Raw genomic sequence first — 24492 nt, 5'->3', positions numbered from 1 at the left:
GGCAACACGAGCATCAACCTGAACGAGTAACGAGCATGACGACGTTGACCTTCCGAAAACCGAGCGCGTTGCCCGGTTTTGGCCTGACACTCGGCATCACGGTGGCTTATCTGAGCCTCGTGGTGCTGATCCCGCTTGCGGCGACCTTTCTCAAAACCGCTACGCTCGACTGGAGCCAGTTCGTGCGCGCGGTCAGCTCGCCGCGCGTGCTCGCGTCATATCGGCTGACATTTTTTTCCGCGCTCGGCGGCGCGCTGATCAACGCGGTGTTCGGCTTTCTGGTCGCCTGGGTGCTGGTGCGCTACACGTTTCCGTTCAAGCGCATCGTCGATGCCGTGGTCGATCTGCCGTTCGCGCTGCCCACCTCGGTCGCCGGCATTTCGCTCGCGGCCGTGTATGCGGGCAACGGCTGGATCGGACAGTTCCTCGAACCGCTCGGCCTGAAGATCGCGTTTACGCCGGCGGGTGTGCTGGTCGCGCTGACGTTCATCGGTTTGCCGTTCGTCGTGCGCACGGTGCAGCCGGTGCTCGAAGAGTTCGAACGTGAGCAGGAAGAAGCGGCGGCGTGCCTCGGCGCCTCGCGCTGGCTGACGTTTCGCCGTGTGGTGTTGCCGGCGGTGTTTCCGGCTCTGCTGACGGGCTTCGCGCTGGCGTTCGCCCGCGCGCTCGGCGAATACGGCTCGGTGATCTTCATCGCCGGCAATGTGCCGATGAAGTCGGAAATCACGTCGCTCCTCATCATCACCAAGCTCGAGCAATACGACTACGCGGGCGCGACGGCCATCGCGGTCGTGATGCTGGTCGTGTCGTTCCTGATGCTGCTCTTCATCAATACCCTGCAGTGGTTTTTGCAACGACGCACGAGCCGTGGCGGCGCGGGCCCGGTGCCTGCCGCCGCGAGTGTCGCGGCGATCGGCGCCGGCGGAGGTGCGCAATGAGCCGCGATTCCGTGAAGAATGCCGGCTCGGCAGCAGCCGTAGCCGTGGCGCCGCGCGCGCCGCTGAACATTGCGCGCCGGCCCGATCCGGTCACCGAGCCGCTTGTCGTGCGCTGGATTCTGACCGGCGTCGCGCTGCTGTTTCTCGCGCTGTTTCTGGTCGTGCCGCTTGCCGCCGTGTTCTATCAGGCGTTGAACAAGGGGCTTGCTTTCTACCTGGAATCGCTCGCCGATCCGGACGCGCTCTCGGCGATCAAGCTCACCGTGATCACCGCCGCGATCGCGGTGCCGCTGAACCTCGTGTTCGGCCTTGCGGCTTCGTGGTGTATCGCCAAATTCGAGTTTCGCGGCAAGGCGCTGCTGACCACGCTGATCGATCTGCCGTTCTCGGTGTCGCCGGTGATCTCGGGCTTGATCTATGTGTTGATGTTCGGCGCGCAGGGCTGGTTCGGCCCGTGGCTGCAGGATCACAACGTGCAGATCATTTTCGCGGTGCCGGGCATCGTGATGGCGACGATCTTCGTCACGTTCCCGTTCGTCGCGCGTGAACTGATTCCGTTGATGCAGGCACAAGGCAACGACGAAGAAGAAGCCGCGCACGTGCTCGGCGCGTCGGGTTGGCAGATTTTCCGCCGCGTCACGCTGCCCAACGTGAAATGGGGCTTGCTGTACGGCGTGATTCTTTGTAATGCGCGGGCGATGGGCGAGTTCGGCGCGGTGTCGGTGGTGTCGGGACATATTCGCGGCCAGACCGACACGATGCCGCTGCACGTCGAAATTCTCTACAACGAATACAACTTCTCGGCGGCGTTCGCCGTGGCGTCGGTGCTGGCGCTGCTCGCACTCGTGACGCTCGGCCTGAAGCTGCTCGCCGAGCGTCATATGTCGGCGGAACTATCGGCCGCGCGCGACGTGCCCGCGTACGCCGGTCCCGTCACGCCGCCGGCGACCACGTCGCACGCAACCGCGGCTACGCATGCATCGCAGCAACACCCGCTCAAGCAAGGAGAGCTGTAATGGGTATCACCGTTCGTAACCTGCAGAAGCGCTTCGGCGATTTCGTCGCGCTCGATAACGTCTCGCTCGACTTTCCGCCGGGTGAACTGGTTGCGCTGCTCGGGCCGTCGGGTTGCGGCAAAACGACCTTGCTGCGCGTGATCGCGGGACTCGAATACGCGGACGGCGGCCAGGTCGTGCTGCAAGGCCAGGACGTAGCGACGGTCGGCGCGCGCGAGCGGGAAGTGGGCTTCGTGTTCCAGCATTACGCGCTGTTCCGCCATATGACGGTGTTCGAGAACGTGGCGTTCGGCTTGCGCGTGAAGCCGCGCAAGGAGCGTCCTTCTGAAGCGGTGATCCGCGAAAAGGTGCATGAACTGCTCAAGCTCGTGCAACTCGACTGGCTCGCGCAACGCTATCCGTCGGAACTGTCGGGCGGCCAGCGGCAACGTATCGCGCTCGCGCGCGCGTTGGCCGTCGAACCGAAAGTGCTGCTGCTCGACGAACCGTTCGGCGCGCTCGATGCGAAGGTGCGCAAGGAACTGCGCAGCTGGCTGCGGCGCCTGCACGACGATCTGCATATCTCGACGATTTTCGTCACGCACGATCAGGAAGAAGCGCTCGAAGTGGCCGACCGCATCGTCGTGCTCAATCGCGGGCACGTGGAGCAGGTGGGCAGTCCGCAGGACGTGTACGACCATCCGCAGACCTCGTTCGTCTACGAGTTTCTCGGCGCGGCGAACCGTCTGCACGGCAACGTCGACGCGAGCGGTTTCGTCGTGGACGGCGCGGCGCTGCCGGTTTCCATCAAGGCCGATTTCAGCGGCCCGGCGTTCGCCTATGTGCGTCCGCACGATCTGCAGTTGTATCCGCAGGCGTCGGGCCATCGCGAGGGGATTGTCGTCGACGTGCAGCGTGTCGTGACGCTGGGCGGCTCGGTGCGGGTCGAACTCGCGGGCCGCGAGGGCAACCTGCTCGAAGCCGAACTCGACCGTGAAGCGTGGCGCGATCTGCAGCTTTCCATCGGCGACGGCGTGACGGCGGTGCCGCGTGCATTGCGTGTTTTTCCCGCGCAGTGAGCGCAGTCGGACGCGCACCGACAGCGACACGACCCGGCGTTTCAATACAACTCAAATAACCTAACTCTGGCAAAACCGGAGACATCACGATGAATTTTCAGCAATTGCGCTTTGTGCGCGAAGCCGTGCGTCAGAACATGAATCTGACCGAGGTGGCGAACGTGCTGTACACGTCGCAATCGGGCGTATCGAAACAGATTAAGGATCTGGAAGACGAACTCGGCGTCGACATTTTCATTCGGCGCGGCAAGCGTCTCACGGGCCTCACCGAGCCCGGCAAGGCCGTGCATCAACTGATCGAACGGATGCTGCTCGACGCCGAAAATCTGCGCCGCGTCGCTCGCCAGTTCGCCGATCAGGATAGCGGCCACCTCGTCGTGGCGACCACCCACACGCAGGCGCGCTATGCGCTGCCGAAGGTGATCCGTCAATTCACCGAGGTGTTCCCGAAAGTGCATCTGGCGCTGCGCCAGGGCAGTCCGCAACAGATCGCGCAGATGATCATCAACGGCGAAGCGGACATCGGCATCTCCACCGAAGCGCTCGACCGTTTCCCGGATATCGTCACGTTCCCGTGCTATTCGTGGCATCACGTGGTGGTCGTGCCGAAGGATCATCCGCTGGTCGGCCGGCCGAATCTGACGCTCGACGAGATCGCCGAATTCCCGATCGTCACTTACGACCAGGATTTCACGGGCCGCTCGCATATCGACCAGGCCTTCGCGAAAGCGGGTGCGTTGCCCGACGTCGTGCTGACCGCGATCGATGCCGACGTGATCAAGACCTACGTGGAACTCGGCATGGGCATCGGTGTGGTCGCGGCGATGGCCTACGATCCGAAGCGCGACACGGAACTGGTCGCGCTCGACACGCAGCATCTGTTCGAGGCGAGCACGACGCGGGTCGGTTTGCGCAAGGGCGCGTTCCTGCGCGCGTACGCGTACCGGTTGATCGAGATGTTCGCGCCGCAATTGAACGAAGCGGATATCGCCGCGCAGCTGCGCGAAGCGGTTTGACTGATGCGCCGGATCGTCGCGGTCCGGCGCCACGCGCGAACGCTGCCGCACGCATCCATCGCGGCGGCCGGTTCGTGCGAACTTCATGCGGGCCGCGGCCGGCCTTGGTGCGGAGATCACGCTAACTTGTCGCGCCAAAGCGCCGGCCTCATCCAACCCGAAACGAACGGACATCCGTTTTTTCACGCATGGCGGCGCGCGGCGCATCGCTTACAATCGCCGCCATGAATACCTCGACTTCTTCTTCCGCTATACCTTCTGGCGAAGGCGCCACGCCACTGCTGCCGCGCATCGTCGTCCTCGCAACCGGCGGCACGATTGCCGGCGCGGCGGCGAGCGCTACCAACACCTCGGGTTATCAGGCCGGTGTGATCGGCGTCGAGCAACTGCTGGCCGTGGTGCCGGCCTTGTCCACGGTGGCGCGCATGGAGCGTGAGCAGATTGCCAGCGTCGACAGCAAGGACATGGCGATGCCGCTGTGGACCACGCTCGCGCAACGCATCAACACGCTGCTCGCCGACGATGAGATCGACGGCGTGGTAATCACGCACGGCACCGATACGCTCGAAGAAACTGCCTACCTGCTGCATTTGACCATCAAGTCGGACAAGCCGGTCGTGCTGACGGCGGCCATGCGCCCGGCCTCGGCGCTCTCCGCCGATGGCCCGTTGAATCTGCTGAACGCCGTGACGGTCGCGGCACAGGCGAGCGCGCGCGGGCAGGGCGTGCTGGTGGCCTTCAACAACAGGATCCACAGCGCGCGCGACGTGGTCAAGACGAGCACCTATGCGGTCGATGCGTTTCATTCGCCCGAAATCGGCGCGCTCGGCTGGGTGCAGGATGGCCGCGTCGAATTCCAGCGCGGTGTGGTGCGTCCGCATACGCTCGCAACCGAATTCGTGATCGGCGCGCAGTGGCCGCATGTGGAGATCGTGCTGAGTTACGCGGGCGTGTCGCGCCTTGCCGTGGATGCGTTGGTTGCCGCCGGAGTGCGCGGCATCGTCGTGGCGGGCACGGGCAACGGCTCGATTCACGCCTCGGTGCAGCAGGCGCTCGCCGATGCCGCGTCGCAAGGCGTCGCGGTGGTGCGCGCGTCGCGCGTGGGTTCTGGGCACGTGATGCGCAATGGCGCGGCCGCTGACGACGCACTCGGTTTCGTCAGCGCGGGTTCGCTCAATCCGTACAAGGCGCGCGTGCTGCTGATGCTGGCATTGGCCGCGGGCGCCACCGGGCCGGTGGCGTTGCAGAAGATATTTGATACCTATTGATCGATTCAACGCGGACAGGCCGGCTTCAAAGTCAGAACCGTGTCCTGCACATGAAGCCTGAATGACAACGCGGCGCCCAGGTTATTGACCGGAGCGCCGCGTTGTTGTTTCGGCGTGATGCTTATCGCCAGCGCCGCAACGAGGCGGTGTCGGCAAATCGTCAGTTCGCCAGATCCGGCGGCAATTTGCCGCCGTTCGCCGCCAGCGCTTGCATCACCTGCTTGTGCAGCCAGATGTTCATGCTTGCCGAATCGTTCGTGTCGCCGGTGTACTTCAGTTCCTTCGCGAGTTCCTTGCGATGATCGAGGCTGCTGTCGACGCCGAGCGCTTTGAGCGTGTCGACGATCGACGTGCGCCAGTTCAACGTTTGACCGCTCTCGCTCACGAACTGGTCCATGACGACAGCGACGTCGACGTCGGCGAGCGGCGCGGGCGCCGGGGCAGCCGCGGGTGCGGCGGCTTGCGCCGCGGCCGGATCCGGTGTCGGCTCGACAGCAGGCGCAGGCTGGTCCGGTTTCGCTTTGCCAAAGAGCTTATGTACGATGTCACCAAAGATGCTCATTCTGAATCCTTTGCAGAGGGGTTACTGGCGCAAGCACATGCCGCTCACGGGTTGAACACTGGTTGGGAATCGGGCGAATGAAGCGGAGGGCACGCGTTGCCATGATCGGCAAGCCGCACCTGAACGCTGACACGCCCGCAACCAGACTCAACGAGTGTAGGAGAAAAGCGCGGACCGATGTGTCAAAAAAGGTCGAGCAAAGGGGACGGAGTTGCAAGCAAATGCAAGCGGACTTGCGGGCATGCGACCGATTGGAGCCGCAAGTAGAGACGCCAGTGAGCGGCATGCGTGATGCATCCGCTGCGAGAGTTTGGCCGAAAAAGCATAAGCATCGTTAAACATGAAATCCGACAGCCGGACACCCGACGACGACGTCTGACCGACCAAGGCTTCCCCGGCGCCGCCGGGTGCCGCTGCGGACCCCACTTGCCGCTCTCAGCCCAGAGCGGCACGATTTGCCCGTTCCGCCGTGCATGTCGCACAACGAAGCGGGCGCCCCACCTTCAACTGCCATGACGTTGATATTGCAACGATCAGGGCAGTCCGCATCACTTCCTCAAGCTGCCTTGGCTTCGCCGCCCGCCGTTTGCGCGACTTCGAAATTTGCCATGATTTCGAGCGCGCGCACCATCGCCGAGTGATCCCATGCCTTGCCGCCGTTCGCCGCGCACACGCTGAACAGTTGCTGCGCGCTTGCCGTATGCGGCAGGGCGATGCCGAGCTTGCGCGCGCCGTCGAGTGCGAGGTTCAGATCCTTCTGGTGCAGTTCGATGCGGAAGCCCGGATCGAACTTGCGCTTGGTCATGCGCTCGCCGTGCACTTCCAGAATCCGCGACGAGGCGAAGCCACCCATCAAAGCCTTGCGCACACGTTCCGGATCGGCGCCCGAGCGCGCGGCGAACAGCAGCGCTTCGGCCACCGCTTCGATATTCAGCGCGACGATGATCTGGTTCGCGACCTTGCAAGTTTGACCCGCGCCGTTTTCGCCGATCAGCGAGATGTTCTTGCCCATCAGTTCGAACAGCGGCTTGGCTGTGGCGAACGCTTTTTCCGGGCCGCCCACCATGATCGTCAGCGACGCTTCACGCGCGCCGACTTCGCCGCCGGAGACCGGCGCATCCAGATAGTCGACGCCGAGCGCGTTGATCTTCTTCGCGAACGCTTGCGTGTCGAGCGGCGAGATCGAGCTCATGTCGATCACGAGCTTGCCCTTCGAGAGGCCGGCGGCGACGCCGTCGTCGGCGAACAGCACGTTGGCGACATCGGGCGTGTCCGGCACCATGATGATGACGATGTCGGCGGCTTGCGCGACAGCGGTCGAATTCGCGACGACGCTCGTCGTTTTGCTCAGATCTTCCGGCACCGGGTACGCGCCATTCACGAACAGCGAGTGACCGCCCTTGATGAGGTTGCGCGCCATGTGCGCGCCCATGATGCCGAGGCCGATAAAACCGATCTTTGCCATGTGTCTAAATCTCCAGTGTTGTTGGGCGTCCCTCGAGGGACTTGTTTCGGGGCGTCGAGCGTCTGATTCCTCCCGGCAATCAGACGCCGCGGCGCTCAGGCGGCGGCGTGCGCCGCGCCACGCTTTTGCCCGGCCACGCTCTGCACCCAGCCGAGGCCGGCGGTGGTCGTCGTGCGCGGTTTGTACTCGCAGCCGACGTAGCCGTCGTAGCCGAGCGAGTCGAGCAGGTCGAAGAGGAACGGATAGTTGATTTCGCCGGTGCCCGGTTCGTTGCGGCCCGGGTTGTCGGCGAGCTGGATGTGCGCGATCTGCGGCAGATTCTTTTTGATGGTCGCCGCGAGTTCGCCTTCCATCCGTTGCATGTGATAGATGTCGTACTGCAGGAACAGATTGTCCGAACCGACCGCGCGAATCACGTCGAGGCCTTCGCCCGAACGGTTCAATGCGAAGCCCGGAATGTCGTAGGAATTGCACGGCTCGACCAATAGCTTGATGCCGGCTTTCTTCAGTTCGCCCGCAGCAAAGCGCAGGTTGTCGACGATCGTCGAGCGAGCCTTGTCCGCATCCACGCCGGCCGTCGGAATGCCGACGAGGCAGTTCAGTTGCGGCACCTTCAGTGCTTTCGCGTATTCGATCGCGCGGCCCACGCCTTCCTGGAATTCGCTCACGCGATCCGGCAGGCACGCAATGCCGCGTTCGCCGGCTTCCCAGTTGCCCGCGGGCAGGTTGTGCAGCACCAGCTTCAGGCGGTTCTGCTGCAGACGTTCGCTCAATTCAGCGATCTGATACGGATACGGAAACAGAAATTCGACGGCGTGAAAGCCCGCGTCCGCCGCGGCCGCAAAGCGGTCGAGGAACGGGACTTCGTTGAACAGCATGGTGAGATTCGCTGCAAATTTCGGCATGGTGCGTCTGTCTCTCTGGTCGGTCAGTGGAATGGCTTCATGAGGCGGTTCAGTGTTGCCGAACCGCGCTCACGTGATGCTCGATTTTTTTAATGCCTCAGTCGGCCTGCTCAGTCGAGCATGCTGATCGCGGTCGGTGCGTCCTGGCGATTCGCGGCCAGTTCTTCGAACTCGTTGATCGCGTCGATTTCGGTGCCCATCGAAATGTTGGTCACACGTTCGAGAATCACTTCGACGATCACCGGCACGTTGAACTCGGAGAGCATCGATTGCGCCTTCAGCAGCGCGGGCTTCAGCTCTTCCGGCTTGAACACGCGGATCGCCTTGCAACCCAGACCTTCGGCGACGGCAACGTGATCCACGCCGTAGCCGTTCATCTCCGGCGCGTTGATGTTCTCGAAGCCGAGCTGCACGCAGAAGTCCATGTCAAACGCGCGCTGTGCCTGGCGGATCAGGCCGAGGTACGAGTTGTTCACTACCACGTGCACATACGGCAGCTTGAATTGCGCGCCCGCTGCCAGCTCTTCGATCATGAACTGGAAGTCGTAGTCGCCCGAGAGCGCCACGATCGGACGCTGCGGGTCGGCCGCACGCACGCCGAGCGCTGCCGGAATCGTCCAGCCGAGCGGGCCGGCCTGGCCGCAGTTGATCCAGTTGCGCGCCTTGTAGACATGCAGGAACTGCGCGCCGGCGATCTGCGAAAGACCGATCGTGCTCACGTAGCACGTGTCGCGGCCGAACACCTGGTTCATCTCTTCGTACACACGCTGCGGCTTCATCGGCACGTTGTCGAAATGCGTCTTGCGATGCATCGTGCGCTTGCGTTCCTGGCAATCGGCGACCCACGCGCTGCGATCCTTCAGCTTGCCCGCGGCTTTCCATTCCTTTGCCACTTCGACGAACAGTTCGAGCGCGGCCTTCGCGTCCGACACGATGCCCAGATCCGGGCCGAACACGCGGCCGATCTGCGTCGGTTCGATGTCGACGTGCACGAACTTGCGGCCCTTCGTGTACACCTCGACGCTGCCCGTGTGACGGTTCGCCCAGCGGTTGCCGATGCCGAGCACGAAGTCGGAGGCGAGCATCGTCGCGTTGCCGTAGCGGTGCGAGGTTTGCAGACCGACCATGCCGGCCATCAGCGGATGGTCGTCGGGAATCGCGCCCCACGACATCAGCGTCGGGATCACCGGCACGCCGACGGTTTCAGCGAACGCGACGAGCAGGTCTTCAGCGGCTGCGTTCAGCACGCCGCCACCCGAGACGATCAGCGGCTTGTCCGAATCGTTCAGGAACGTGAGCGCGGCTTCGATCTGCTTGCGCGTCGCTTTCGGCTTGTAGACCGGCAGCGGTTCGTATGTGTCGATGTCGAATTCGATTTCGGCGAGCTGCACGTCGATCGGCAGGTCGACCAGCACCGGACCCGGACGGCCCGAGCGCATCAGGTGAAAAGCCTGCTGGAACACGCGCGGCACGAGTGCCGGTTCACGCACGGTGACGGCCCACTTGGTGACGGGCTTGGCGATCGATTCGATATCGACGGCCTGGAAGTCTTCCTTGTACAGACGCGCGCGCGGCGCCTGGCCCGTGATGGCGAGAATAGGAATGGAGTCGGCCTGAGCCGAGTACAAACCGGTGATCATGTCAGTGCCGGCGGGGCCCGACGTGCCGATACACACGCCGATGTTGCCCGGTTGAGCGCGCGTATAGCCTTCGGCCATATGCGACGCGCCTTCGACGTGGCGGGCCAGCACGTGGCTGATGTTGCCTGCCTTGCGCATGGCCGAGTAGAACGGGTTGATCGCTGCGCCCGGAACGCCGAATGCGGTGTCGATGCCTTCTTTTTCGAGCACCAGCACGGCTGCGTCGACGGCTCTCATCTTGGCCATGAATGTCTCCTGAATGTCTTGGGGATGGGCAAATTAAAAGTGTTGAGTGCACTTTAGGCCTGACGGAAAGGTTTGATAAGATCAGTGCGGGTCGCTTATTTCGAAACAAAAAGTATGGAATAGCCCGCAGACTGGGATCGGAACGGGCAGGAGGGACACAACCATGGACCGCTTCAAACAGATCGAAACCTTCGTGCGCGTCGCGGATGCCGGCAGCCTCGCGGCGGCCGCGCTGGAGGAGGGTGTGTCGCCGGTGATCCTCGGGCGTCGCATCGACGCGCTGGAAAAGCGCCTCGGCGTGAAACTCATGTACCGCTCGACGCGCCGGCTGGTAGTCAGCGAAGACGGCGCCGCGTTTCTCGAGCGCTGCCGGGGCCTCCTCACCGAATGGGATCAGGCGGAAAACGAACTGAGCGCCGGGCGGCGCGCGGTCAACGGCCATCTGATCGTGTCGGCGCCGGCCGCGTTCGGACGCAAGCACGTCGCGCCGCTTGCGCCAGTGTTTCTCGCCGACAAGCCGGAATTGCAGGTGTCGTTCAATCTGACCGACCGGGTGGTGGATCTGGTGCGCGAGGGTTACGACCTGTCGATCCGCATCGGCGGCGCGGTCGATCCGAACTTCGTGGCGGTCAAGCTGGCGTCGAACCGGCGCGTGGTGTGCGGCACGCCGGAGTATTTTCGCCAGCACGGCAGGCCCAACACGCTCGAAGACCTGCCGCAACACAATTGCCTCGCATTCAATCTGCAAGGCGGCCAGAACCGCGGCTGGTATTTCCGCCGCAATGGCAAGCTGGCGACGGTGCGGGTGGGCGGCACGCTCGACTGCAACGACGGTGAATTGCTGCACCGCTGGGTATCGGAAGGTCTCGGTCTCGGCTGGCGCTCCACGTGGGAGATCCAGCAGCAGCTGGCGCGCGGCGAGCTGGAAACCGTGCTCGACGAATTCGCGCTGCCCGACTACGACATTCTCGCCGTCTACCCGCAGCAGCGGTATGTGCCGGCCAAGGTGCGGTACTTCATCGATTATCTGAAGGAGGTCTACGCCAGCGAGGATTACTGGAACCGCCCGGCTTACTAGCGGTCGCCGCGCCCGGCGGTCCCGCCAGTTTTTTTGCGGATTCTGCGCGGCGGTGGGAATAAACTCGGCAAATGGCCGGTTATCCCTTGCAGAGAGTGTCCCGGCGAGCTGCATCGTATAGCCCGCAATGCCCTGGAGGGCCAAGGTGGTCCAGACCGATTCAGAACCTGTCCGCGCGCACGGCGAGTCCGAAGCAGCGAGGAGCCGGCGCTTTCAGCAGTTGGCGCTGCCGCACCTCGATGCCGCGTACAACCTTGCGCGCTGGTTGTGCGGTAACGCGAGCGATGCCGACGATGTCGTGCAGGAAGCGTTCATGCGCGCTTTCCGCTTCTTCGACACGTTTCGCGGCGACTCGGCGCGGCCGTGGCTGCTGGCGATCGTCCGGCGCACCTGGTACACGGAATGGCGACGACGTTCGTCGTCGCACGAGACGGTGGAGTTCGACGACACCATGGACGACGCCTCGTTCGACGGCTGGAGCGTCGGCGGTGCCGATCCGCAGGCGCTCCTGATCCGCGACGAGGACACGAAGCGCGTGCACGAGGCGCTTGCGCAGCTGCCGGTCGAATATCGGGAAGTGCTGATGCTGCGGGAGCTGGAGGAAATGGGTTACAAGGAGATCGCGGCGGTGGCCGACGTGCCGATCGGCACGGTGATGTCCCGGCTCGCGCGGGGGCGTCGCAAGCTTGCCGCGTTGCTCGCGGAGAAACAAGGGGGCGCGGCTGCTTCGCACAGGTCGTCGGCGTGCGCGGTGTCCGGCCCAGGCAGATCGGCTACGGCGAGCGTGACCCCATTGCGGGCGTCCGCCAACGGCCGGCCACTCAACTCGCCGGGCGGCACCGCCGCCGGCAGCGCTCAGGAGACGCCAGATGGACTGTAATGAAGCGCGGCCGCTCCTCGACGCGAACGCCGATCACGAATTGCCCGCGCCGGATGCCCGGCGTGTCCAGCAGCACATCGAGAGCTGCGACGGCTGCCGGCGCGAAAGCGAGCACCTGCGGGCCTTGAGCGGCGCGGTGCGCGCGGCGCCTTATCATCGTGCGCCGCAGTCGCTGCGCGAGCGGATCATCGCGGGATTGCCGTCCGTCGACGAGCCGGTCGCGGCGGCCGAGGTGCCTGAGGTGCCGGTTGCCCACGTCGAGGCGCCACCGCGCGAACGTGCGCGGCGCGGCTGGCTCGATCGTTTGCTGGACGGCATGCGGGCGCCGCAAGGTGGCTTCGGCTTGCCGGCGGGCGCGGGCGGCGGCGCGGTCGGATCAGGCGGCGTGTTCGGGCGCGGCTGGCTGATGGTCCTGGTGCTCGTGCTGGGCGCGGCGGCGGCGGGCGTGGCGCTGAACCTGCGCCGGCCGGCGGATTTCGGACCATTCGCCGACGAGCTGATAGAAAGCCACGTGCGGGCGCAGGTCTCGGGGCGCGACATCGACGTGATTTCGACGGATCGGCATACGGTCAAGCCCTGGTTCAACGGCCGGCTGGACTATTCGCCGCCGGTCGAGGATCTCGCGGCGAACGGCTTCGCGCTGGAGGGCGGCCGCCTCGATTACCTCGCGCACCAGCGGGTGGCCGTGCTGGTGTACCGCTACCAGAAGCATGTGATCGACGTGTACGTCTTTCCGCAGACCGCCTCCAGCGGCACGGTGCCGGCGACGCTCGGCCGCGAAGGCTATTCGATTGCGCACTGGAATGCGGAAGGCATGACCTGGTGGGCGATCTCGGACGCCGCGCCGGATGCGCTGAAGGGGCTGGAAGTGGCGCTGAAGGCGCGTCTGCAAAGCGGCAGCGAGCGCACGGAAACGGGCTCATAGACTGACTGGAAACGGCCACTGGACGGCCCTGGCGGCCCGCGGGCCGCCGGGCTGTGCCGGTTTGGCTGTTCAGGCCTCGCTAACGTTTCAGGCAACCCGGCGCGAGAGGCAGCGTCCGTTCACATCGCGGTGTCACCGCCTAAACCCTTGAAAACACACCCGATTCGCGCGTCGCAATAACGGGATATCTTGCAACCCGGCCCTAATCGGGTTACACTATTTGGCTTCTCACTTGCCACACCGGTTCGACGCCCGGGTGGCTTTAATCCATAAGTCAGCACAAGGAGTGAATATGCGTCATTACGAAATCGTATTTATCGTGCACCCGGATCAAAGCGAGCAAGTGCCCGCAATGATCGAGCGTTACAAGTCCACGATCACCTCGCACGGTGGCCAGATCCACCGTATCGAAGACTGGGGCCGTCGCCAACTGGCCTACATGATCGAGAAACTCGCCAAGGCTCACTACGTCTGCATGAATATCGAATGCGACCAAACCACGCTCGACGAGCTGGAACACGCATTCAAGTTCAACGACGCGGTTCTGCGTCACCTGATCGTCAAGATGAAGAAGGCCGAAACCGGCCCGTCGCCGATGATGAAGGAAGTGCAGCGCGAAGAAGCCAAGAAGTCGGCTGCTACGCAACCGTCCGAAGCGCAGGCTTAAGACACACTATTTAAGCTACCAGATCAAAGCGTCGTTCTCGTCGAAGGCTACATGAATCGGCTGCAACTTACGGCCAGCGTCGTCGAACGCGAACCGGTGCGGTATACACCCGCCGGCGTTCCGATTGCAGGCTGCACGTTGCACCACCGCACGGAGGTCGTCGAAGCCGGCATTGCCCGGCAAGTCGAACTGACCATGCAGGCGGTAGCCGCAGGCGAGGCAAGCGGTAAGCTGGAAAGTTGTCAGATGGGCGTGGAAACGCTCTTCACAGGCTTCCTGGCGAAAAAACACCGCAACGCAAGAACTCTGGTATTTCACATCACAGCATTGCAGGACATTGGAAAGGACTGAACATGCCCCGCCCGACTGGTAAGAAATTCGACAAGCGTCGTCAGCAACAAAATCCGCTCTTCAAGCGCAAGAAGTTCTGCCGTTTCACGGCCGCTGGCGTCGATCACATCGACTACAAAGACCTCGAAACGCTGAAGGACTTCATCGGCGAAAACGGCAAGATCACGCCGGCGCGTCTCACGGGTACGAAGTCGCACTATCAACGCCAGCTGGACACGGCAATCAAGCGCGCACGTTTCCTCGCGCTGGTGCCGTACACCGACCAGCACAAGGCCTAACCCGACGACGCGATAAGGAGTCTCCGAATGCAAATTATTCTTCTGGAAAAAGTCGTCAATCTGGGTAACCTGGGCGATATCGTGAAGGTCAAGGACGGTTACGCACGTAACTTCCTGATCCCGAACAAGCAAGCTCGCCGTGCAACGAAAGAAGCTTTGGCTGAATTCGAAGTGCGTCGCGCAGAACTGGAAAAAGTCGCCGCTGAAAAGCTGGCTGCAGCTCAAGCTCAAGGCGAAAAGCTGGGTGGCTCGACCGTTCAGATCAATCAGAAGGCTGGCGTCGACGGCCGTCTGTTCGGTTCAGTGACGAACGCGGACATCGCTGAAGCCCTGGTCAAGCAAGGCTTCGCAGTGGAAAAGGCGCAAGTGCGTCTGCCGGAAGGCCCGCTGAAGCTGGTTGGCGAGCACGCAGTCCAGATCGCGCTGCACACCGACGTCGTAGTCGACGTGACGGTGGCTGTGATCGGCGAACACGTCTAAGCAGCATCTGCCAGGAAGTTTGCTGGCGAAAGGCAGGGGCCGGGTAACCGGCCCCTGCCTTTTTTGTGCCCGCTTTCGGCGGCTCGAACGCTCGGTTTTTGATTTCCCTCCGCGCGCATTTACCCCGATAATCCCTCTCCATGAACGCACCGTCCAAAGATCCCCAACTCGAGTCGCTGAAAGTCCCGCCGCATTCGATCGAGGCCGAGCAATCGGTGCTGGGCGGCCTGCTGCTTGACAATGCCGCGTGGGACCGCATCGCCGATTTCCTGTCGCAGAGCGATTTTTACCGCTACGACCACCGCATTATCTTCGAGCACATCGGCAAGCTGATCGCGGCCACGCGTCCGGCCGACGTGATCACCGTGTACGAGGCGCTCGGCACCTCGGGCAAGGCGGAAGAGGTCGGCGGTCTCGCCTATCTGAACGCGCTGGCGCAGAACACGCCGAGCGCGGCCAACATCCGCCGCTACGCGGAAATCGTGCGCGATCGCGCGGTGCTGCGCCGGCTGGTCTCGGTCGCCGATGAAATCTCGGCCGATGCCTTCAATCCGCAGGGCAAGGAAGTCCGCCAGTTGCTGGACGAGGCCGAGTCGAAGGTGTTTTCGATCGCTGAAGACGGCGCGCGCGGCACACAAGGCTTCCTCGAAATCGGACCGCTGCTGACGGAAGTCGTCGAGCGGATCGATACGCTGTATCACACGGCGAATCCGAGCGACGTGACCGGCACGCCGACCGGCTTTGTCGATCTGGACCGCATGACTTCGGGCATGCACGGCGGCGAGCTGATCATTGTGGCTGGCCGTCCGTCGATGGGTAAAACGGCGTTTTCGATGAATATCGGCGAATACGTGGCGGTCGAGTACGGCCTGCCGGTCGCAGTGTTCTCGATGGAAATGCCGGGTTCGCAACTCACCATGCGTATGCTCGGCTCGGTCGGACGGCTGGATCAGCACCGTATGCGCACTGGGCGTCTGACAGACGAGGATTGGCCGAAGCTCACGCATGCCGTGCAGAAAATGAGCGAGGCGCAAATTTTCATCGACGAAACCGGCGGTCTGAACCCGATGGAATTGCGCTCGCGCGCGCGCCGTTTGTCGCGCCAGTGCGGCAAGCTGGGGCTGATCATCATCGACTATTTGCAGCTCATGAGCGGATCGTCGTCAGGCGAAAACCGCGCCACCGAAATCTCGGAAATCTCGCGTTCGCTGAAGAGTCTCGCCAAGGAACTCGACGTACCGGTGATCGCGTTGTCGCAGCTCAACCGGGGTCTCGAACAGCGCCCGAACAAGCGGCCGATCATGTCGGACTTGCGCGAATCCGGCGCTATCGAACAGGATGCCGACGTGATCCTGTTCATTTACCGCGACGAAGTGTACAACCCGGACAGTCCGGACAAAGGCACGGCCGAAATCATTATCGGCAAACAGCGGAATGGTCCGATCGGCCCGGTTCGGCTCACGTTCCATGGTCAATTCACGAAGTTCGACAACTTTGCGGGCGCGCAGAATTTCTACAGCGATTAAAAACGCAAATTCGCGCAGAAGTGAAGCGATAACTGGAGCGTCGTTGTAACGGCGCTTTCAAAGTGCGGCTTGGGTCTCGCAACGGTACAATGTGGCGGTTTTATGTCAGCCATAATGTGACCAATTTTCGGGATCCCAATGTTCGGTCGATTCATGCCCACCGAGGGCAAGTTCTTTGAAATTTTCAATGCGCACGCAACGTGCATCGTCTCGGCAAGCCGCGAACTCGAGCTGCTGATCGACAACCTGCAGGACGCCGAGACTCATAAGCAAAACGTGCAGAAAGCCGAGAAGGCCGCTGACAAGCTCACGCACGAAACCATCGACCTGCTGCACAAGACGTTCATCACGCCGCTCGACCGTGACGAGATCCACAAGCTGATCACGACGATGGACGACATCCTTGACCTGATGGAAGACGTCGCCACCGCCATTTCGCTGTACGACGTGCAGGCCGTGACCTCCGAGGCGAGCCAATTGGCGCACATCTGCACGGCAACCTGCGAGCGCGTGCAGTTCGCGGTGAGCCTGCTGTCCGACATGAAGCAGGCGAGCCAGATCCTGAAGGCCTGCGAAGATATCGACCGTCTGGAATCGGAAGCCGACCGCGTGCTGCGCTCGGCCATGTCGAAACTGTTCCGCGAAGAAGACAACGTCAAGACCCTGATCAAGCTCAAAGCGATCTACGAATTGCTCGAAACGATCACGGACAAGTGTGAAGATGTAGCGAACATCATCGAAGGCATCGTGCTGGAAAACGCATAATGCAATCGATACAACTCGCAATCTGGGTCGTCGCCGGCCTGGTCGCCGTCGCGCTGGTTTTCGACTTCATGAACGGCTTTCACGACGCGGCGAATTCGATCGCCACGGTGGTCTCAACCGGCGTGCTGAAGCCGCAGCAGGCGGTGGCCTTCGCGGCGGCCTTCAACGTCATCGCGTATTTCGTGTTCCACCTGAAAGTGGCCGCGACCGTCGGCAAGGGTACGATCGACCCGAACATCGTCGATCATTACGTGATTTTCGGGGCGCTGGTCGGCGCGATCGGCTGGAACATCATCACCTGGCACTACGGCATTCCGTCGAGTTCCTCGCATGCGCTGATCGGCGGCCTGGTGGGCGCGGCGCTCGCCAAGTCGGGCTGGGGCTCGCTCAACTTCGACGGCCTGATGAAGACGGTGGCCTTCATCTTCATTTCGCCGCTGCTTGGCTTCGTGCTCGGCTCGTTCTTCATGCTGGCGGTGTCGTGGATCTACTTCCGCACGCCGCCGAGCAAGGTCGACCGCCGTTTCCGGCGCCTGCAACTGGTGTCGGCGGGCTTGTACAGCCTCGGTCACGGCGGCAACGACGCGCAGAAAACCATCGGCATTATCTGGATGCTGCTGATCGCAACCGGTTATGCGTCGTCTTTCGCGGATGCGCCGCCGCTGTGGGTGATCGGCGGCTGTTATCTTTCGATGGGCGTCGGCACGTTGTTCGGCGGCTGGCGCATTGTGCGCACGATGGGTCAGAAGATCACCAAGCTCAAGCCGGTCGGCGGTTTTTGCGCGGAGTCGGGCGGTGCGATCACGCTGTTCACCGCATCGTGGCTCGGCATTCCGGTGTCCACCACGCACACGATTACCGGAGCGATTGTCGGGGTCGGCGCGACGCAGAAGCTGAGCGCGGTGCGCTGGGGCGTGGCCGGCAACATCGTGTGGGCGTGGATTCTGACGATCCCGGCTTCCGCGGCGCTCTCCGGCGCCGCATGGTGGCTCGGCCACCGTTTCCTGTAAAGCGCGCGGCGGCGCTGTCCGCCGCGCTATCAAACTGTCTGGGTTTAAAGCGCGCCGTCTAGATCAGCGGCGCGCTGGCTCCATCCATCGGGACGATCGCGCCCGTCACATAGCTTGCGCGGCGGCTCGCCAGAAACAGCGCGACGTCGGCAATTTCCTCCGGTTTGGCAAAGCGTCCGAGTGGCACTTTGGCCTGCCCGCGCGCGAGCGCTTCCGCGCTCTCGACGCCTTGCTGCGTGGCTTCCAGCTTGACCGCTTCCTCGATACGCTCGGTCAGCGTCGCCCCGGGATTGATCGCGTTGATGCGGATGCCGTAACGCGCGTAATAGTGGGCGAGGCCGACGGTGGCGAGCATCAGCGCGGCGTTCGCGGCGCCGCCGGCAATGTGGATATCGCTCGCGATCTTGCCGCCCATGCCGATGATGTTGACGATCGTGCCGGGCTCGCCGCCGTTGCCGGTCTTGACGCGCTCGGCCATGCGGCGCAGTACTTCCTGCTGGGGATAGATGTAGGGGAAGTACTTCGCTTCCATGGTGGCGCGGAACGCGTCGGCGTCGAGCGTTTCCGGGTCGTAGCGGCGCGCGGCGCCGGCGCTGTTGATCAGTATGTCGATCGGGCCGACCGCAGTGCTGACTTCCTCGACGATATCGGCGGCGCTGTGCGGTTCGTGCAGATCGGCGCGGGTTCGGTGCACGTGCAGGCCTTCCTGCTTCAACTGCTCGAAGGCGCGCGCGAGGTTGGCGGGATCGCGCGAGACGATCGCGACTTTCGCGCCCTCGAGCGCAAACGCACGGGCGCAGGCGAACCCGATTCCCTTGCTGCCGCCCGTGATCAATACCACCTTGTCTTTGAGCCCGAGATCCATCGTCGTCACCCGCTGTCGGAGGAATATCGATGACGATAGCAGATCAGCGGGGGCGGTGGCGTGGTGAGGTGGAGGATCGTGATCGACCGGGCGTCGGCTCGTTGCTCGTGCGCCGACGGGCTAGTCTTGTAAAGAAATACCGACGCCGGGTGACTCGATTTGGGCTGGGTTTCCAGTATCAAGCACGAGTTGTGATGCGCTGGGCGGTGGTGCGCAGCGCGATGCTGAACCGCGGAACGTCGCTGCCGGATCCACATACGCTAACTTACGGCGTCCTACGCCGCGCAGTATCGACGCAGAAGCGGCCTGACCCAAGCTCGTGCGCGCCAGACCCGCGTCGCCACGTCAAAAATTGCCGTTGGCGAAGCGGGCGATCGGGTCGTCGTTGGTTTGCGTGGGCGCGGGCATGCTGCGCGCTCCCGTCGAAGCCCGCATGATCTGCACGCTGCCGTTTTCATCGGCTTGCTGTGCCTGGCGTGCCGCGACGGAAGCGGGCGGCGGCGGCTCGAACGCGTCGGCGGCGGCATCGATTGGATCGGGCGCACGGGAAGTCGCCATTTGCGGCGCCGTGCGTGAAGTGGCCGCCTGTTGTCGAGCGGCGCCGGCGTTGGCATCGTAGGCGCTTGCTTGAGCGGCTGGAACCGGCGTCGGCGACACCGCGCCTGCCGCACGCGCCTGCATCTGTGCTGCGCTCAGTCCCGGCGGCGGCGGTTCAAACGGATCGGCTTGCGGCGCGGCCGCGGTCGTTGTCGATTGCGCCTCGATCGTCGACGGAGCGCGCGGCGTTGCCGCGACGCGCGCTGTTTGCGGCGATTGCGATTGGAGTTGCGGCGCGCCAGCGGCATAAACCGGCGGCGCCTGTGTAGCAGTCTTTGCCGACATCGGTGCCACGGTCTCCGCCTTACCTGCATACGCTGGCGCACCCGCACCCGCACCCGCACCCGCACCCGCACCCGCCGCACCCGGCACACCCGGCACACCCGGCACACCCGGCACACCCGCATACGCCGGCGCCGTCCGCGCCCCCGGCGAAACAACGCGTTCAGGCTGCGGCGCAGCCGCCTGATAACTCGGCGTGTCAAACGGCGCCGGCGTCGCGGCCGGGGCGGCCACGCGGCGGATCCCGTCGAAACGCTTGGCCCAATAAGGATTGGTCAGATAGTCGAGCCGCACCGTTCCGCCGGTCGACGGCGCGTTGACGAAGCGCAGCTTGCCTACATAAATGCCGACGTGCGAGTGAGCGCGCCCCGTCGTATTGAAGAAAATCAGATCGCCCGGCGCGATTTCGTCCGGCTCGATCGATTCGCCGCGCCCGCTCATGTCGGCCGTCGTGCGCGGCAGGTTCACGGAGGCCGCACGCAAAACGACATAGCGAACCAATCCGCTGCAATCGAAGCCGCTATCCGGCGTATTCCCGCCCCAACGGTATGGAATACCAACGAGACTCATCGCCTGAATCGAGATTTCCTCGCGGCCGATGCTGTGATCGACGAAATTCGGGAAACCGGGCGGCGGAGCATGATAAGCGCCGTTCGCCACCACGACCGAGCCGCCCGAGCGTGACGACGTTTTCTGCGGCGCGCCGGCGCAGGCGGCGAGCAGCAGAACGATCAGGAGCGAAAAGGCGAGTCGGCGCATGAGGACGAGGAGAGCGGTAAACGCCCATTTAACGGCGAACGATTTCGGGATGGTAGCCCTTGGGCGCTTCCTCGGGCAAGAATTCTTGACAAATTACTTGAAGTTCGTGCGCTAAGTGTTGCCCGGCGAGAACGTCGAGTCAAGAAAAAAGCCGCGCCCGGAGTGCTCCGGGCGCGGCTTCTGGCTAAAGCTAACAGTCTGAAACTTAAAGGATTTCCGACGCGTAGTCGGCCAAGCGCGAGCGTTCGCCGCGCGCCAATGTCACATGCCCGCTGTGCGCCCAACCCTTGAAGCGATCCACCACGTACGTCAAACCGGAGCTGCCTTCCGTCAGATAAGGCGTATCGATCTGCGCGATGTTGCCGAGACAAATGATCTTCGTGCCCGGACCCGCGCGCGTGACCAGCGTCTTCATCTGCTTAGGCGTCAGGTTTTGCGCTTCGTCGATGATCAGATACTTGTCCACGAACGTGCGGCCACGCATGAAGTTCATGCTCTTGACCTTCAGGCGCGAGCGGATCAGCTCCTGCGTCGCGGCGCGGCCCCATTCGCCGGCTGCGTCGTCGGTTTTCTGCAGGACTTCGAGGTTGTCGTCGAATGCACCCATCCACGGCTGCATTTTTTCCTCTTCCGTACCCGGCAGGAAGCCGATGTCTTCGCCGACCGGCACCGTCGCGCGCGTCACGATGATCTCGTTGTAGCGCTTGTCGTCCAGCACCTGCGCGAGACCGGCGGCGAGCGCCACCAGCGTCTTGCCGGTGCCGGCCTGACCCAGCAGCGTGACGAAGTCGATCTCCGGATTCATCAACAGGTTCAGCGCGAAGTTCTGCTCGCGGTTGCGCGCCGTGATGCCCCACACGTTATTCTTGTGGTGGCCGTAGTCGCGCAAGGTTTGCAGCAGCGCCGTCTTGCCGTTCAGTTCGCGCACCAGCGCGTGAAACGCCGGCTCGCCGTTCTGCGGCTCCAGATAGACGAACTCGTTGACCAGCATCGAGGCGCACAGCGGACCCGTTACGCGGTAGTACGTAGTACCGGTCTTGGTGTCCTGCCAGCTCTCCATGCCCTTCGCGTGCTTGGTCCAGAAATCCTGCGGCAGCGCGCGGATGCCGGAATACAGCAGATCGCTGTCTTCGAGCACCTGGTCGTTGAAGTAGTCTTCAGCGGGCAGGCCGAGCGCATGCGCCTTGATGCGCATGTTGATGTCTTTCGACACCAGCACGACCTGGCGATCCGCCCGGTCGCGCTGCAACGCGCGCACCACACCGAGGATCTGGTTGTCGGCCTTGCCTTCCGGCAGACCTTCCACCGGCTCGATGGCGTTGAGCTTGGTCTGGAAGTACAGACGCCCGGACGCCTCGCGGCTGCCCAGACGCGCGAGCGAAATGCCGTCGGATATATTGCCGGCGTTCGCCACCAGCGCGTCGAGCGTGCGGCTCACCTGGCGAGCGTTGCGCGCGACTTCCGACATGCCTTTCTTGTGGTTGTCGAGTTCCTCCAACGTCATCATCGGCAGATAGACGTCGTGTTCTTCGAAACGGAACAGGCAGCTCGGATCATGCATCAGCACGTTCGTATCGAGCACGAAGAGCTTCTGCATTTCAACCGGCTCGGTGCCCGCGCCGCGTTTCTTGGTGGTGCCGCGCGTGCTCGGCGCGGCAGCCGTGGGCGTGCTCGCCTCGGCCTGCTTCGCGCTCGGCGCGCGGGCGACGACCGGCTGCGCAGCGTGCTCGGCTTGCGGACGGCTGGCGGGAACCGGTTGCAGCAGTGCGGCGGTCTGTTTCGTTTTGCGACCACGTGCCGGCGCAGCCTGTTCAGCGGATGCGGACGCAACAGCGGTAGCCGACGATGCCGGCACGGGCCGCAAGGTCGTCGCGGCATTGGCGGCGTGCGCCATGGGGGTGGCGACGTTCGCGCGGCCGTAGTCGGCCGACTCTGCGGATTCCCCAACCACCGCCTGTTTCTTCGCGGCGGAGCGCGCCGGGCTGGCGGCTTTGGCCTTGTATTCGTCAGGCGGCAGGAGATTGCCGAGCTTGCTGGGGGGGGTAGGCAAAGGCATGGTTTCCCTCGAATTAATCGGGTCGCATATCGTGCGCCGCCTGTCGCATTCTGCCGGTGCCAGTGAGTGCGCACGCAGATTGCGCCCGGAGGCGCGCATTCGGTCTAGAAATGCCGGTTCGCCTGGTCTTCGATCGGCTCCTTAACGGATGCGCGCGGCCGAGTGAACGAACGGCTGCGCGCAATTAAAAAAGCCGCCGCCCCGGCGTACGGGGCAAGCGGCTCGCCTACAGTGCTCGCGTTGCACCTCGCGACTCCGACGGAACCCAGGAAACGGGAAGCGGCCGTCAAGTCTGGCGCAGCGGCAAAAATTTGGGGTGTACAGGCACTCATTGCAACCCAATATAACGCGCCTCAAAGCGCTTGTACAGCCTCCAGAATATCGTCGACGTGGCCCGGCACTTTCACGCCGCGCCACTCCTGGCGCAGCACGCCTTCAGCGTCGATGAGGAACGTGGAGCGTTCAATTCCCCGTACCTCTTTGCCATACATTTTCTTCATTTTGATGACGTTGAAGAGCGCGCAGAGCGTTTCTTCAGGGTCCGAGATCAGCGGGAAGGGCAATTCGAGCTTTGCCTTGAAGTTGTCATGCGAGCGCAGGCTGTCGCGCGACACGCCGAGGATTTCCGCGCCGGCCTTCTTGAACTTCGGATACAGATCGCGGAACTGCAGACCTTCGGTCGTGCAGCCCGGCGTGTTGTCCTTCGGATAAAAATACAGCACCACCTTCTTGCCCCGCAGCTTGGACAGCGTGATCTCGCCACCGGTAGCGGGGGCGGTGAAGTCGGGGATGGGTTGGTCGACTGCAATGGGCACGAGGTTCTCCGGTTGTGATGGCCTGCGCCGGATGAATGCGGCGGCGTCGGCCTGGCATCGAGACTTGGGGGATGGGGCGGCCGGCGCGCGGCAGGTTCTCGCGCGGCGGCTGGTCTGTCAGGGCCGGCTGCGGATCGGCCAGTCAGGGCTGGACAATCAGCTCGCCGGAGCGCCCTGGAATTTCGCCCCACGTAACAGGGTACGATGGCAGCGTGCTGCGGTCTAGCGTTGCGTAGTAATCGCCCATTGTCGCGAAGGTGTGGCCTTGCGCGCGCCAGCCTTCCAGAAGCTGCTCGAAGATCGGCGCGAGCTTTTGCCCTTCGAGTTCCGCGTGCAGCGTGAACACCTGGTCGTGCGGATTGTTTTCCGTGTGCTTCAACATCCATGCGGCGACGTTGTGGGTTTCGACACCGTCCACGCCGAGCACTTCGTCGAGCGTGGGCAGCGTGGTGGGCATCTGCACGTGCGAGAGCGTGCGGCCGCCGACCACCGGCAGATACGGCGAGTGGCCGCGTCCGTCGGACGCGTAGTGCATGCCCCAGGCGTCGATCTGCTCGAACGCGTGGCCGTTCATTTGCCAGCCGGCCGCGCCGTGCGTGACCGGCGGCGCGCCGAACACTTCGACGAAGCGGTCGTGGCTTTGCTGCATCTGCGCCGTGGTCCATGCGCGATCTTTCGTACGCACGTTGTCCTGCCAGTACACGTGATCCCAAGTATGAATGCCGCATTCGAAGCCGGCTTCATGGATCGCGCGCATCTCCGCCGAGGCCTTGGCGCCGATGTCCGGACCGGGCAGCAGCACGCCGTACATTAGCTGCTTGACGCCGTAGTGTTCGACCACCGAAGTGCGCGACACCTTCTTCAGAAAGCCCGGCCGCAGTACGCGGCGCATGGCCCAACCGGTGTGGTCGGGCCCGAGGCTGAAGAGGAAAGTGGCGCGCGCCTTGAAGCGGTCGAAAATGCGCGCGAGATTCGGCACGCCTTCGCGCGTGCCGCGCAGCGTATCGACGTCGATCTTCAGGACGATGCGAGCCAAGGATCAGC

General features: G+C 63.4%; 24 protein-coding genes. 15 read left to right on the top strand and 9 right to left on the bottom strand.

Annotated features, from left to right (window positions below; genetic code table 11):
- Positions 1-35: 35 nt before the first annotated feature.
- The 5 genes from cysT (at position 36) to ACFSNN_RS11825 (ending at position 5296) form a co-directional block, all read left to right on the top strand.
- Positions 36-938 carry a sulfate ABC transporter permease subunit CysT gene (gene cysT / locus ACFSNN_RS11845; RefSeq protein ID WP_134456247.1) on the top strand — a complete coding sequence of 301 codons (903 nt, stop codon included), beginning with the start codon at positions 36-38 and terminating at the stop codon, positions 936-938.
- Positions 935-1954 carry a sulfate ABC transporter permease subunit CysW gene (gene cysW / locus ACFSNN_RS11840; RefSeq protein WP_134456246.1) on the top strand — a complete coding sequence of 340 codons (1020 nt, stop codon included), beginning with the start codon at positions 935-937 and terminating at the stop codon, positions 1952-1954. Before cysT ends, cysW begins: the two co-directional genes overlap by 4 nt.
- The gene (locus tag ACFSNN_RS11835; RefSeq protein ID WP_134456245.1) at positions 1954-3012 is read left to right on the top strand and encodes a sulfate/molybdate ABC transporter ATP-binding protein; all 1059 of its coding nucleotides are present in this window, start codon (positions 1954-1956) and stop codon (positions 3010-3012) included. The genes cysW and ACFSNN_RS11835 overlap by 1 nt, the downstream gene beginning before the upstream one ends.
- Before the next feature lie 89 nt (positions 3013-3101).
- Entirely contained in the window at positions 3102-4028 is a 927-nt protein-coding gene (locus ACFSNN_RS11830; protein ID WP_042323869.1) for a CysB family HTH-type transcriptional regulator, read from the top strand.
- 224 nt (positions 4029-4252) lie between these two features.
- Positions 4253-5296, top strand: a complete 1044-nt coding sequence (locus ACFSNN_RS11825) for an asparaginase (protein ID WP_134456244.1) — start codon at positions 4253-4255, stop codon at positions 5294-5296.
- 160 nt (positions 5297-5456) lie between these two features.
- Here the strand turns inward: ACFSNN_RS11825 and ACFSNN_RS11820 are convergent, their stop codons facing one another.
- From ACFSNN_RS11820 to gcl, 4 genes are all read right to left on the bottom strand, one after another.
- Positions 5457-5858, bottom strand: a complete 402-nt coding sequence (locus ACFSNN_RS11820; protein WP_134456243.1) for a DUF3597 domain-containing protein — start codon at positions 5856-5858, stop codon at positions 5457-5459.
- A gap of 556 nt (positions 5859-6414) precedes the next feature.
- The gene (locus ACFSNN_RS11815) at positions 6415-7323 is read right to left on the bottom strand and encodes a 2-hydroxy-3-oxopropionate reductase (protein WP_134456241.1); all 909 of its coding nucleotides are present in this window, start codon (positions 7321-7323) and stop codon (positions 6415-6417) included.
- A 95-nt stretch (positions 7324-7418) separates the two neighbouring features.
- A complete protein-coding gene (gene hyi, locus ACFSNN_RS11810) occupies positions 7419-8228 on the bottom strand; it encodes a hydroxypyruvate isomerase (RefSeq protein WP_134456240.1) in 810 nt (269 codons plus the stop codon).
- Positions 8229-8338: 110 nt separating this feature from the next.
- Positions 8339-10114, bottom strand: coding sequence for a glyoxylate carboligase (gcl, locus tag ACFSNN_RS11805; protein WP_134456239.1), 1776 nt, complete (start codon positions 10112-10114; stop codon positions 8339-8341).
- A gap of 163 nt (positions 10115-10277) precedes the next feature.
- Between gcl and ACFSNN_RS11800 the strand changes: the two genes are divergently transcribed.
- The 10 genes from ACFSNN_RS11800 to ACFSNN_RS11755 all read left to right on the top strand — a co-directional run bounded on the left by ACFSNN_RS11800 (position 10278) and on the right by ACFSNN_RS11755 (position 18074).
- The gene (locus tag ACFSNN_RS11800; RefSeq protein ID WP_134456238.1) at positions 10278-11192 is read left to right on the top strand and encodes a LysR family transcriptional regulator; all 915 of its coding nucleotides are present in this window, start codon (positions 10278-10280) and stop codon (positions 11190-11192) included.
- A gap of 145 nt (positions 11193-11337) precedes the next feature.
- Positions 11338-12072, top strand: coding sequence for an RNA polymerase sigma factor (locus ACFSNN_RS11795; protein WP_134456237.1), 735 nt, complete (start codon positions 11338-11340; stop codon positions 12070-12072).
- Entirely contained in the window at positions 12062-12997 is a 936-nt protein-coding gene (locus ACFSNN_RS11790) for an anti-sigma factor family protein (protein ID WP_134456236.1), read from the top strand. The genes ACFSNN_RS11795 and ACFSNN_RS11790 overlap by 11 nt, the downstream gene beginning before the upstream one ends.
- Before the next feature lie 292 nt (positions 12998-13289).
- Positions 13290-13664 carry a 30S ribosomal protein S6 gene (gene rpsF, locus ACFSNN_RS11785; RefSeq protein ID WP_006048823.1) on the top strand — a complete coding sequence of 125 codons (375 nt, stop codon included), beginning with the start codon at positions 13290-13292 and terminating at the stop codon, positions 13662-13664.
- 51 nt (positions 13665-13715) lie between these two features.
- Positions 13716-14015, top strand: coding sequence for a primosomal replication protein N (priB, locus tag ACFSNN_RS11780; RefSeq protein ID WP_007182110.1), 300 nt, complete (start codon positions 13716-13718; stop codon positions 14013-14015).
- 2 nt (positions 14016-14017) lie between these two features.
- Positions 14018-14293, top strand: a complete 276-nt coding sequence (rpsR, locus tag ACFSNN_RS11775) for a 30S ribosomal protein S18 (protein WP_007182109.1) — start codon at positions 14018-14020, stop codon at positions 14291-14293.
- A gap of 27 nt (positions 14294-14320) precedes the next feature.
- On the top strand, positions 14321-14773 hold the full coding sequence (gene rplI / locus ACFSNN_RS11770) for a 50S ribosomal protein L9 (RefSeq protein ID WP_134456235.1): 453 nt from the start codon (positions 14321-14323) through the stop codon (positions 14771-14773).
- Positions 14774-14913: 140 nt separating this feature from the next.
- Positions 14914-16299: a replicative DNA helicase gene (locus ACFSNN_RS11765; RefSeq protein ID WP_012432804.1), complete on the top strand. Its 1386-nt coding sequence runs from the start codon at positions 14914-14916 to the stop codon at positions 16297-16299.
- 138 nt (positions 16300-16437) lie between these two features.
- Entirely contained in the window at positions 16438-17064 is a 627-nt protein-coding gene (locus ACFSNN_RS11760; RefSeq protein WP_134456234.1) for a DUF47 domain-containing protein, read from the top strand.
- Positions 17064-18074, top strand: a complete 1011-nt coding sequence (locus ACFSNN_RS11755; RefSeq protein ID WP_134456233.1) for an inorganic phosphate transporter — start codon at positions 17064-17066, stop codon at positions 18072-18074. Before ACFSNN_RS11760 ends, ACFSNN_RS11755 begins: the two co-directional genes overlap by 1 nt.
- A gap of 58 nt (positions 18075-18132) precedes the next feature.
- Here ACFSNN_RS11755 and ACFSNN_RS11750 read toward each other — a convergent pair whose 3' ends face one another.
- From ACFSNN_RS11750 to ACFSNN_RS11730, 5 genes are all read right to left on the bottom strand, one after another.
- Positions 18133-18939, bottom strand: a complete 807-nt coding sequence (locus tag ACFSNN_RS11750) for an SDR family NAD(P)-dependent oxidoreductase (RefSeq protein WP_134456232.1) — start codon at positions 18937-18939, stop codon at positions 18133-18135.
- A gap of 345 nt (positions 18940-19284) precedes the next feature.
- Entirely contained in the window at positions 19285-20577 is a 1293-nt protein-coding gene (locus tag ACFSNN_RS11745) for a C40 family peptidase (RefSeq protein WP_134456231.1), read from the bottom strand.
- 205 nt (positions 20578-20782) lie between these two features.
- Positions 20783-22633, bottom strand: coding sequence for a PhoH family protein (locus tag ACFSNN_RS11740; RefSeq protein WP_377767368.1), 1851 nt, complete (start codon positions 22631-22633; stop codon positions 20783-20785).
- 353 nt (positions 22634-22986) lie between these two features.
- Positions 22987-23448, bottom strand: a complete 462-nt coding sequence (locus tag ACFSNN_RS11735; protein ID WP_073426815.1) for a peroxiredoxin — start codon at positions 23446-23448, stop codon at positions 22987-22989.
- Between the two features lie 142 nt (positions 23449-23590).
- On the bottom strand, positions 23591-24484 hold the full coding sequence (locus ACFSNN_RS11730) for a polysaccharide deacetylase family protein (RefSeq protein WP_012432811.1): 894 nt from the start codon (positions 24482-24484) through the stop codon (positions 23591-23593).
- Positions 24485-24492: the final 8 nt, after the last annotated feature.

This window comes from Paraburkholderia dipogonis (genome assembly GCF_042680985.1).
Lineage (GTDB): Bacteria > Pseudomonadota > Gammaproteobacteria > Burkholderiales > Burkholderiaceae > Paraburkholderia > Paraburkholderia phytofirmans.
This window is presented reverse-complemented; position numbering and strand designations above follow the sequence as displayed.

Excerpts from the sequence above, each read along its gene's own strand:
- cysT (WP_134456247.1), top strand. The coding sequence starts at position 36 with ATGACGACGTTGACCTTCCGAAAACCGAGCGCGTTGCCCGGTTTTGGC.
- cysW (WP_134456246.1), top strand. The coding sequence starts at position 935 with ATGAGCCGCGATTCCGTGAAGAATGCCGGCTCGGCAGCAGCCGTAGCC.
- ACFSNN_RS11835 (WP_134456245.1), top strand. The coding sequence starts at position 1,954 with ATGGGTATCACCGTTCGTAACCTGCAGAAGCGCTTCGGCGATTTCGTC.
- ACFSNN_RS11830 (WP_042323869.1), top strand. The coding sequence starts at position 3,102 with ATGAATTTTCAGCAATTGCGCTTTGTGCGCGAAGCCGTGCGTCAGAAC.
- ACFSNN_RS11825 (WP_134456244.1), top strand. The coding sequence starts at position 4,253 with ATGAATACCTCGACTTCTTCTTCCGCTATACCTTCTGGCGAAGGCGCC.
- ACFSNN_RS11820 (WP_134456243.1), bottom strand. The coding sequence starts at position 5,858 with ATGAGCATCTTTGGTGACATCGTACATAAGCTCTTTGGCAAAGCGAAA.
- ACFSNN_RS11815 (WP_134456241.1), bottom strand. The coding sequence starts at position 7,323 with ATGGCAAAGATCGGTTTTATCGGCCTCGGCATCATGGGCGCGCACATG.
- hyi (WP_134456240.1), bottom strand. The coding sequence starts at position 8,228 with ATGCCGAAATTTGCAGCGAATCTCACCATGCTGTTCAACGAAGTCCCG.
- gcl (WP_134456239.1), bottom strand. The coding sequence starts at position 10,114 with ATGGCCAAGATGAGAGCCGTCGACGCAGCCGTGCTGGTGCTCGAAAAA.
- ACFSNN_RS11800 (WP_134456238.1), top strand. The coding sequence starts at position 10,278 with ATGGACCGCTTCAAACAGATCGAAACCTTCGTGCGCGTCGCGGATGCC.
- ACFSNN_RS11790 (WP_134456236.1), top strand. The coding sequence starts at position 12,062 with ATGGACTGTAATGAAGCGCGGCCGCTCCTCGACGCGAACGCCGATCAC.
- rpsF (WP_006048823.1), top strand. The coding sequence starts at position 13,290 with ATGCGTCATTACGAAATCGTATTTATCGTGCACCCGGATCAAAGCGAG.
- priB (WP_007182110.1), top strand. The coding sequence starts at position 13,716 with ATGAATCGGCTGCAACTTACGGCCAGCGTCGTCGAACGCGAACCGGTG.
- rpsR (WP_007182109.1), top strand. The coding sequence starts at position 14,018 with ATGCCCCGCCCGACTGGTAAGAAATTCGACAAGCGTCGTCAGCAACAA.
- rplI (WP_134456235.1), top strand. The coding sequence starts at position 14,321 with ATGCAAATTATTCTTCTGGAAAAAGTCGTCAATCTGGGTAACCTGGGC.
- ACFSNN_RS11765 (WP_012432804.1), top strand. The coding sequence starts at position 14,914 with ATGAACGCACCGTCCAAAGATCCCCAACTCGAGTCGCTGAAAGTCCCG.
- ACFSNN_RS11760 (WP_134456234.1), top strand. The coding sequence starts at position 16,438 with ATGTTCGGTCGATTCATGCCCACCGAGGGCAAGTTCTTTGAAATTTTC.
- ACFSNN_RS11755 (WP_134456233.1), top strand. The coding sequence starts at position 17,064 with ATGCAATCGATACAACTCGCAATCTGGGTCGTCGCCGGCCTGGTCGCC.
- ACFSNN_RS11750 (WP_134456232.1), bottom strand. The coding sequence starts at position 18,939 with ATGGATCTCGGGCTCAAAGACAAGGTGGTATTGATCACGGGCGGCAGC.
- ACFSNN_RS11745 (WP_134456231.1), bottom strand. The coding sequence starts at position 20,577 with ATGCGCCGACTCGCCTTTTCGCTCCTGATCGTTCTGCTGCTCGCCGCC.
- ACFSNN_RS11740 (WP_377767368.1), bottom strand. The coding sequence starts at position 22,633 with ATGCCTTTGCCTACCCCCCCCAGCAAGCTCGGCAATCTCCTGCCGCCT.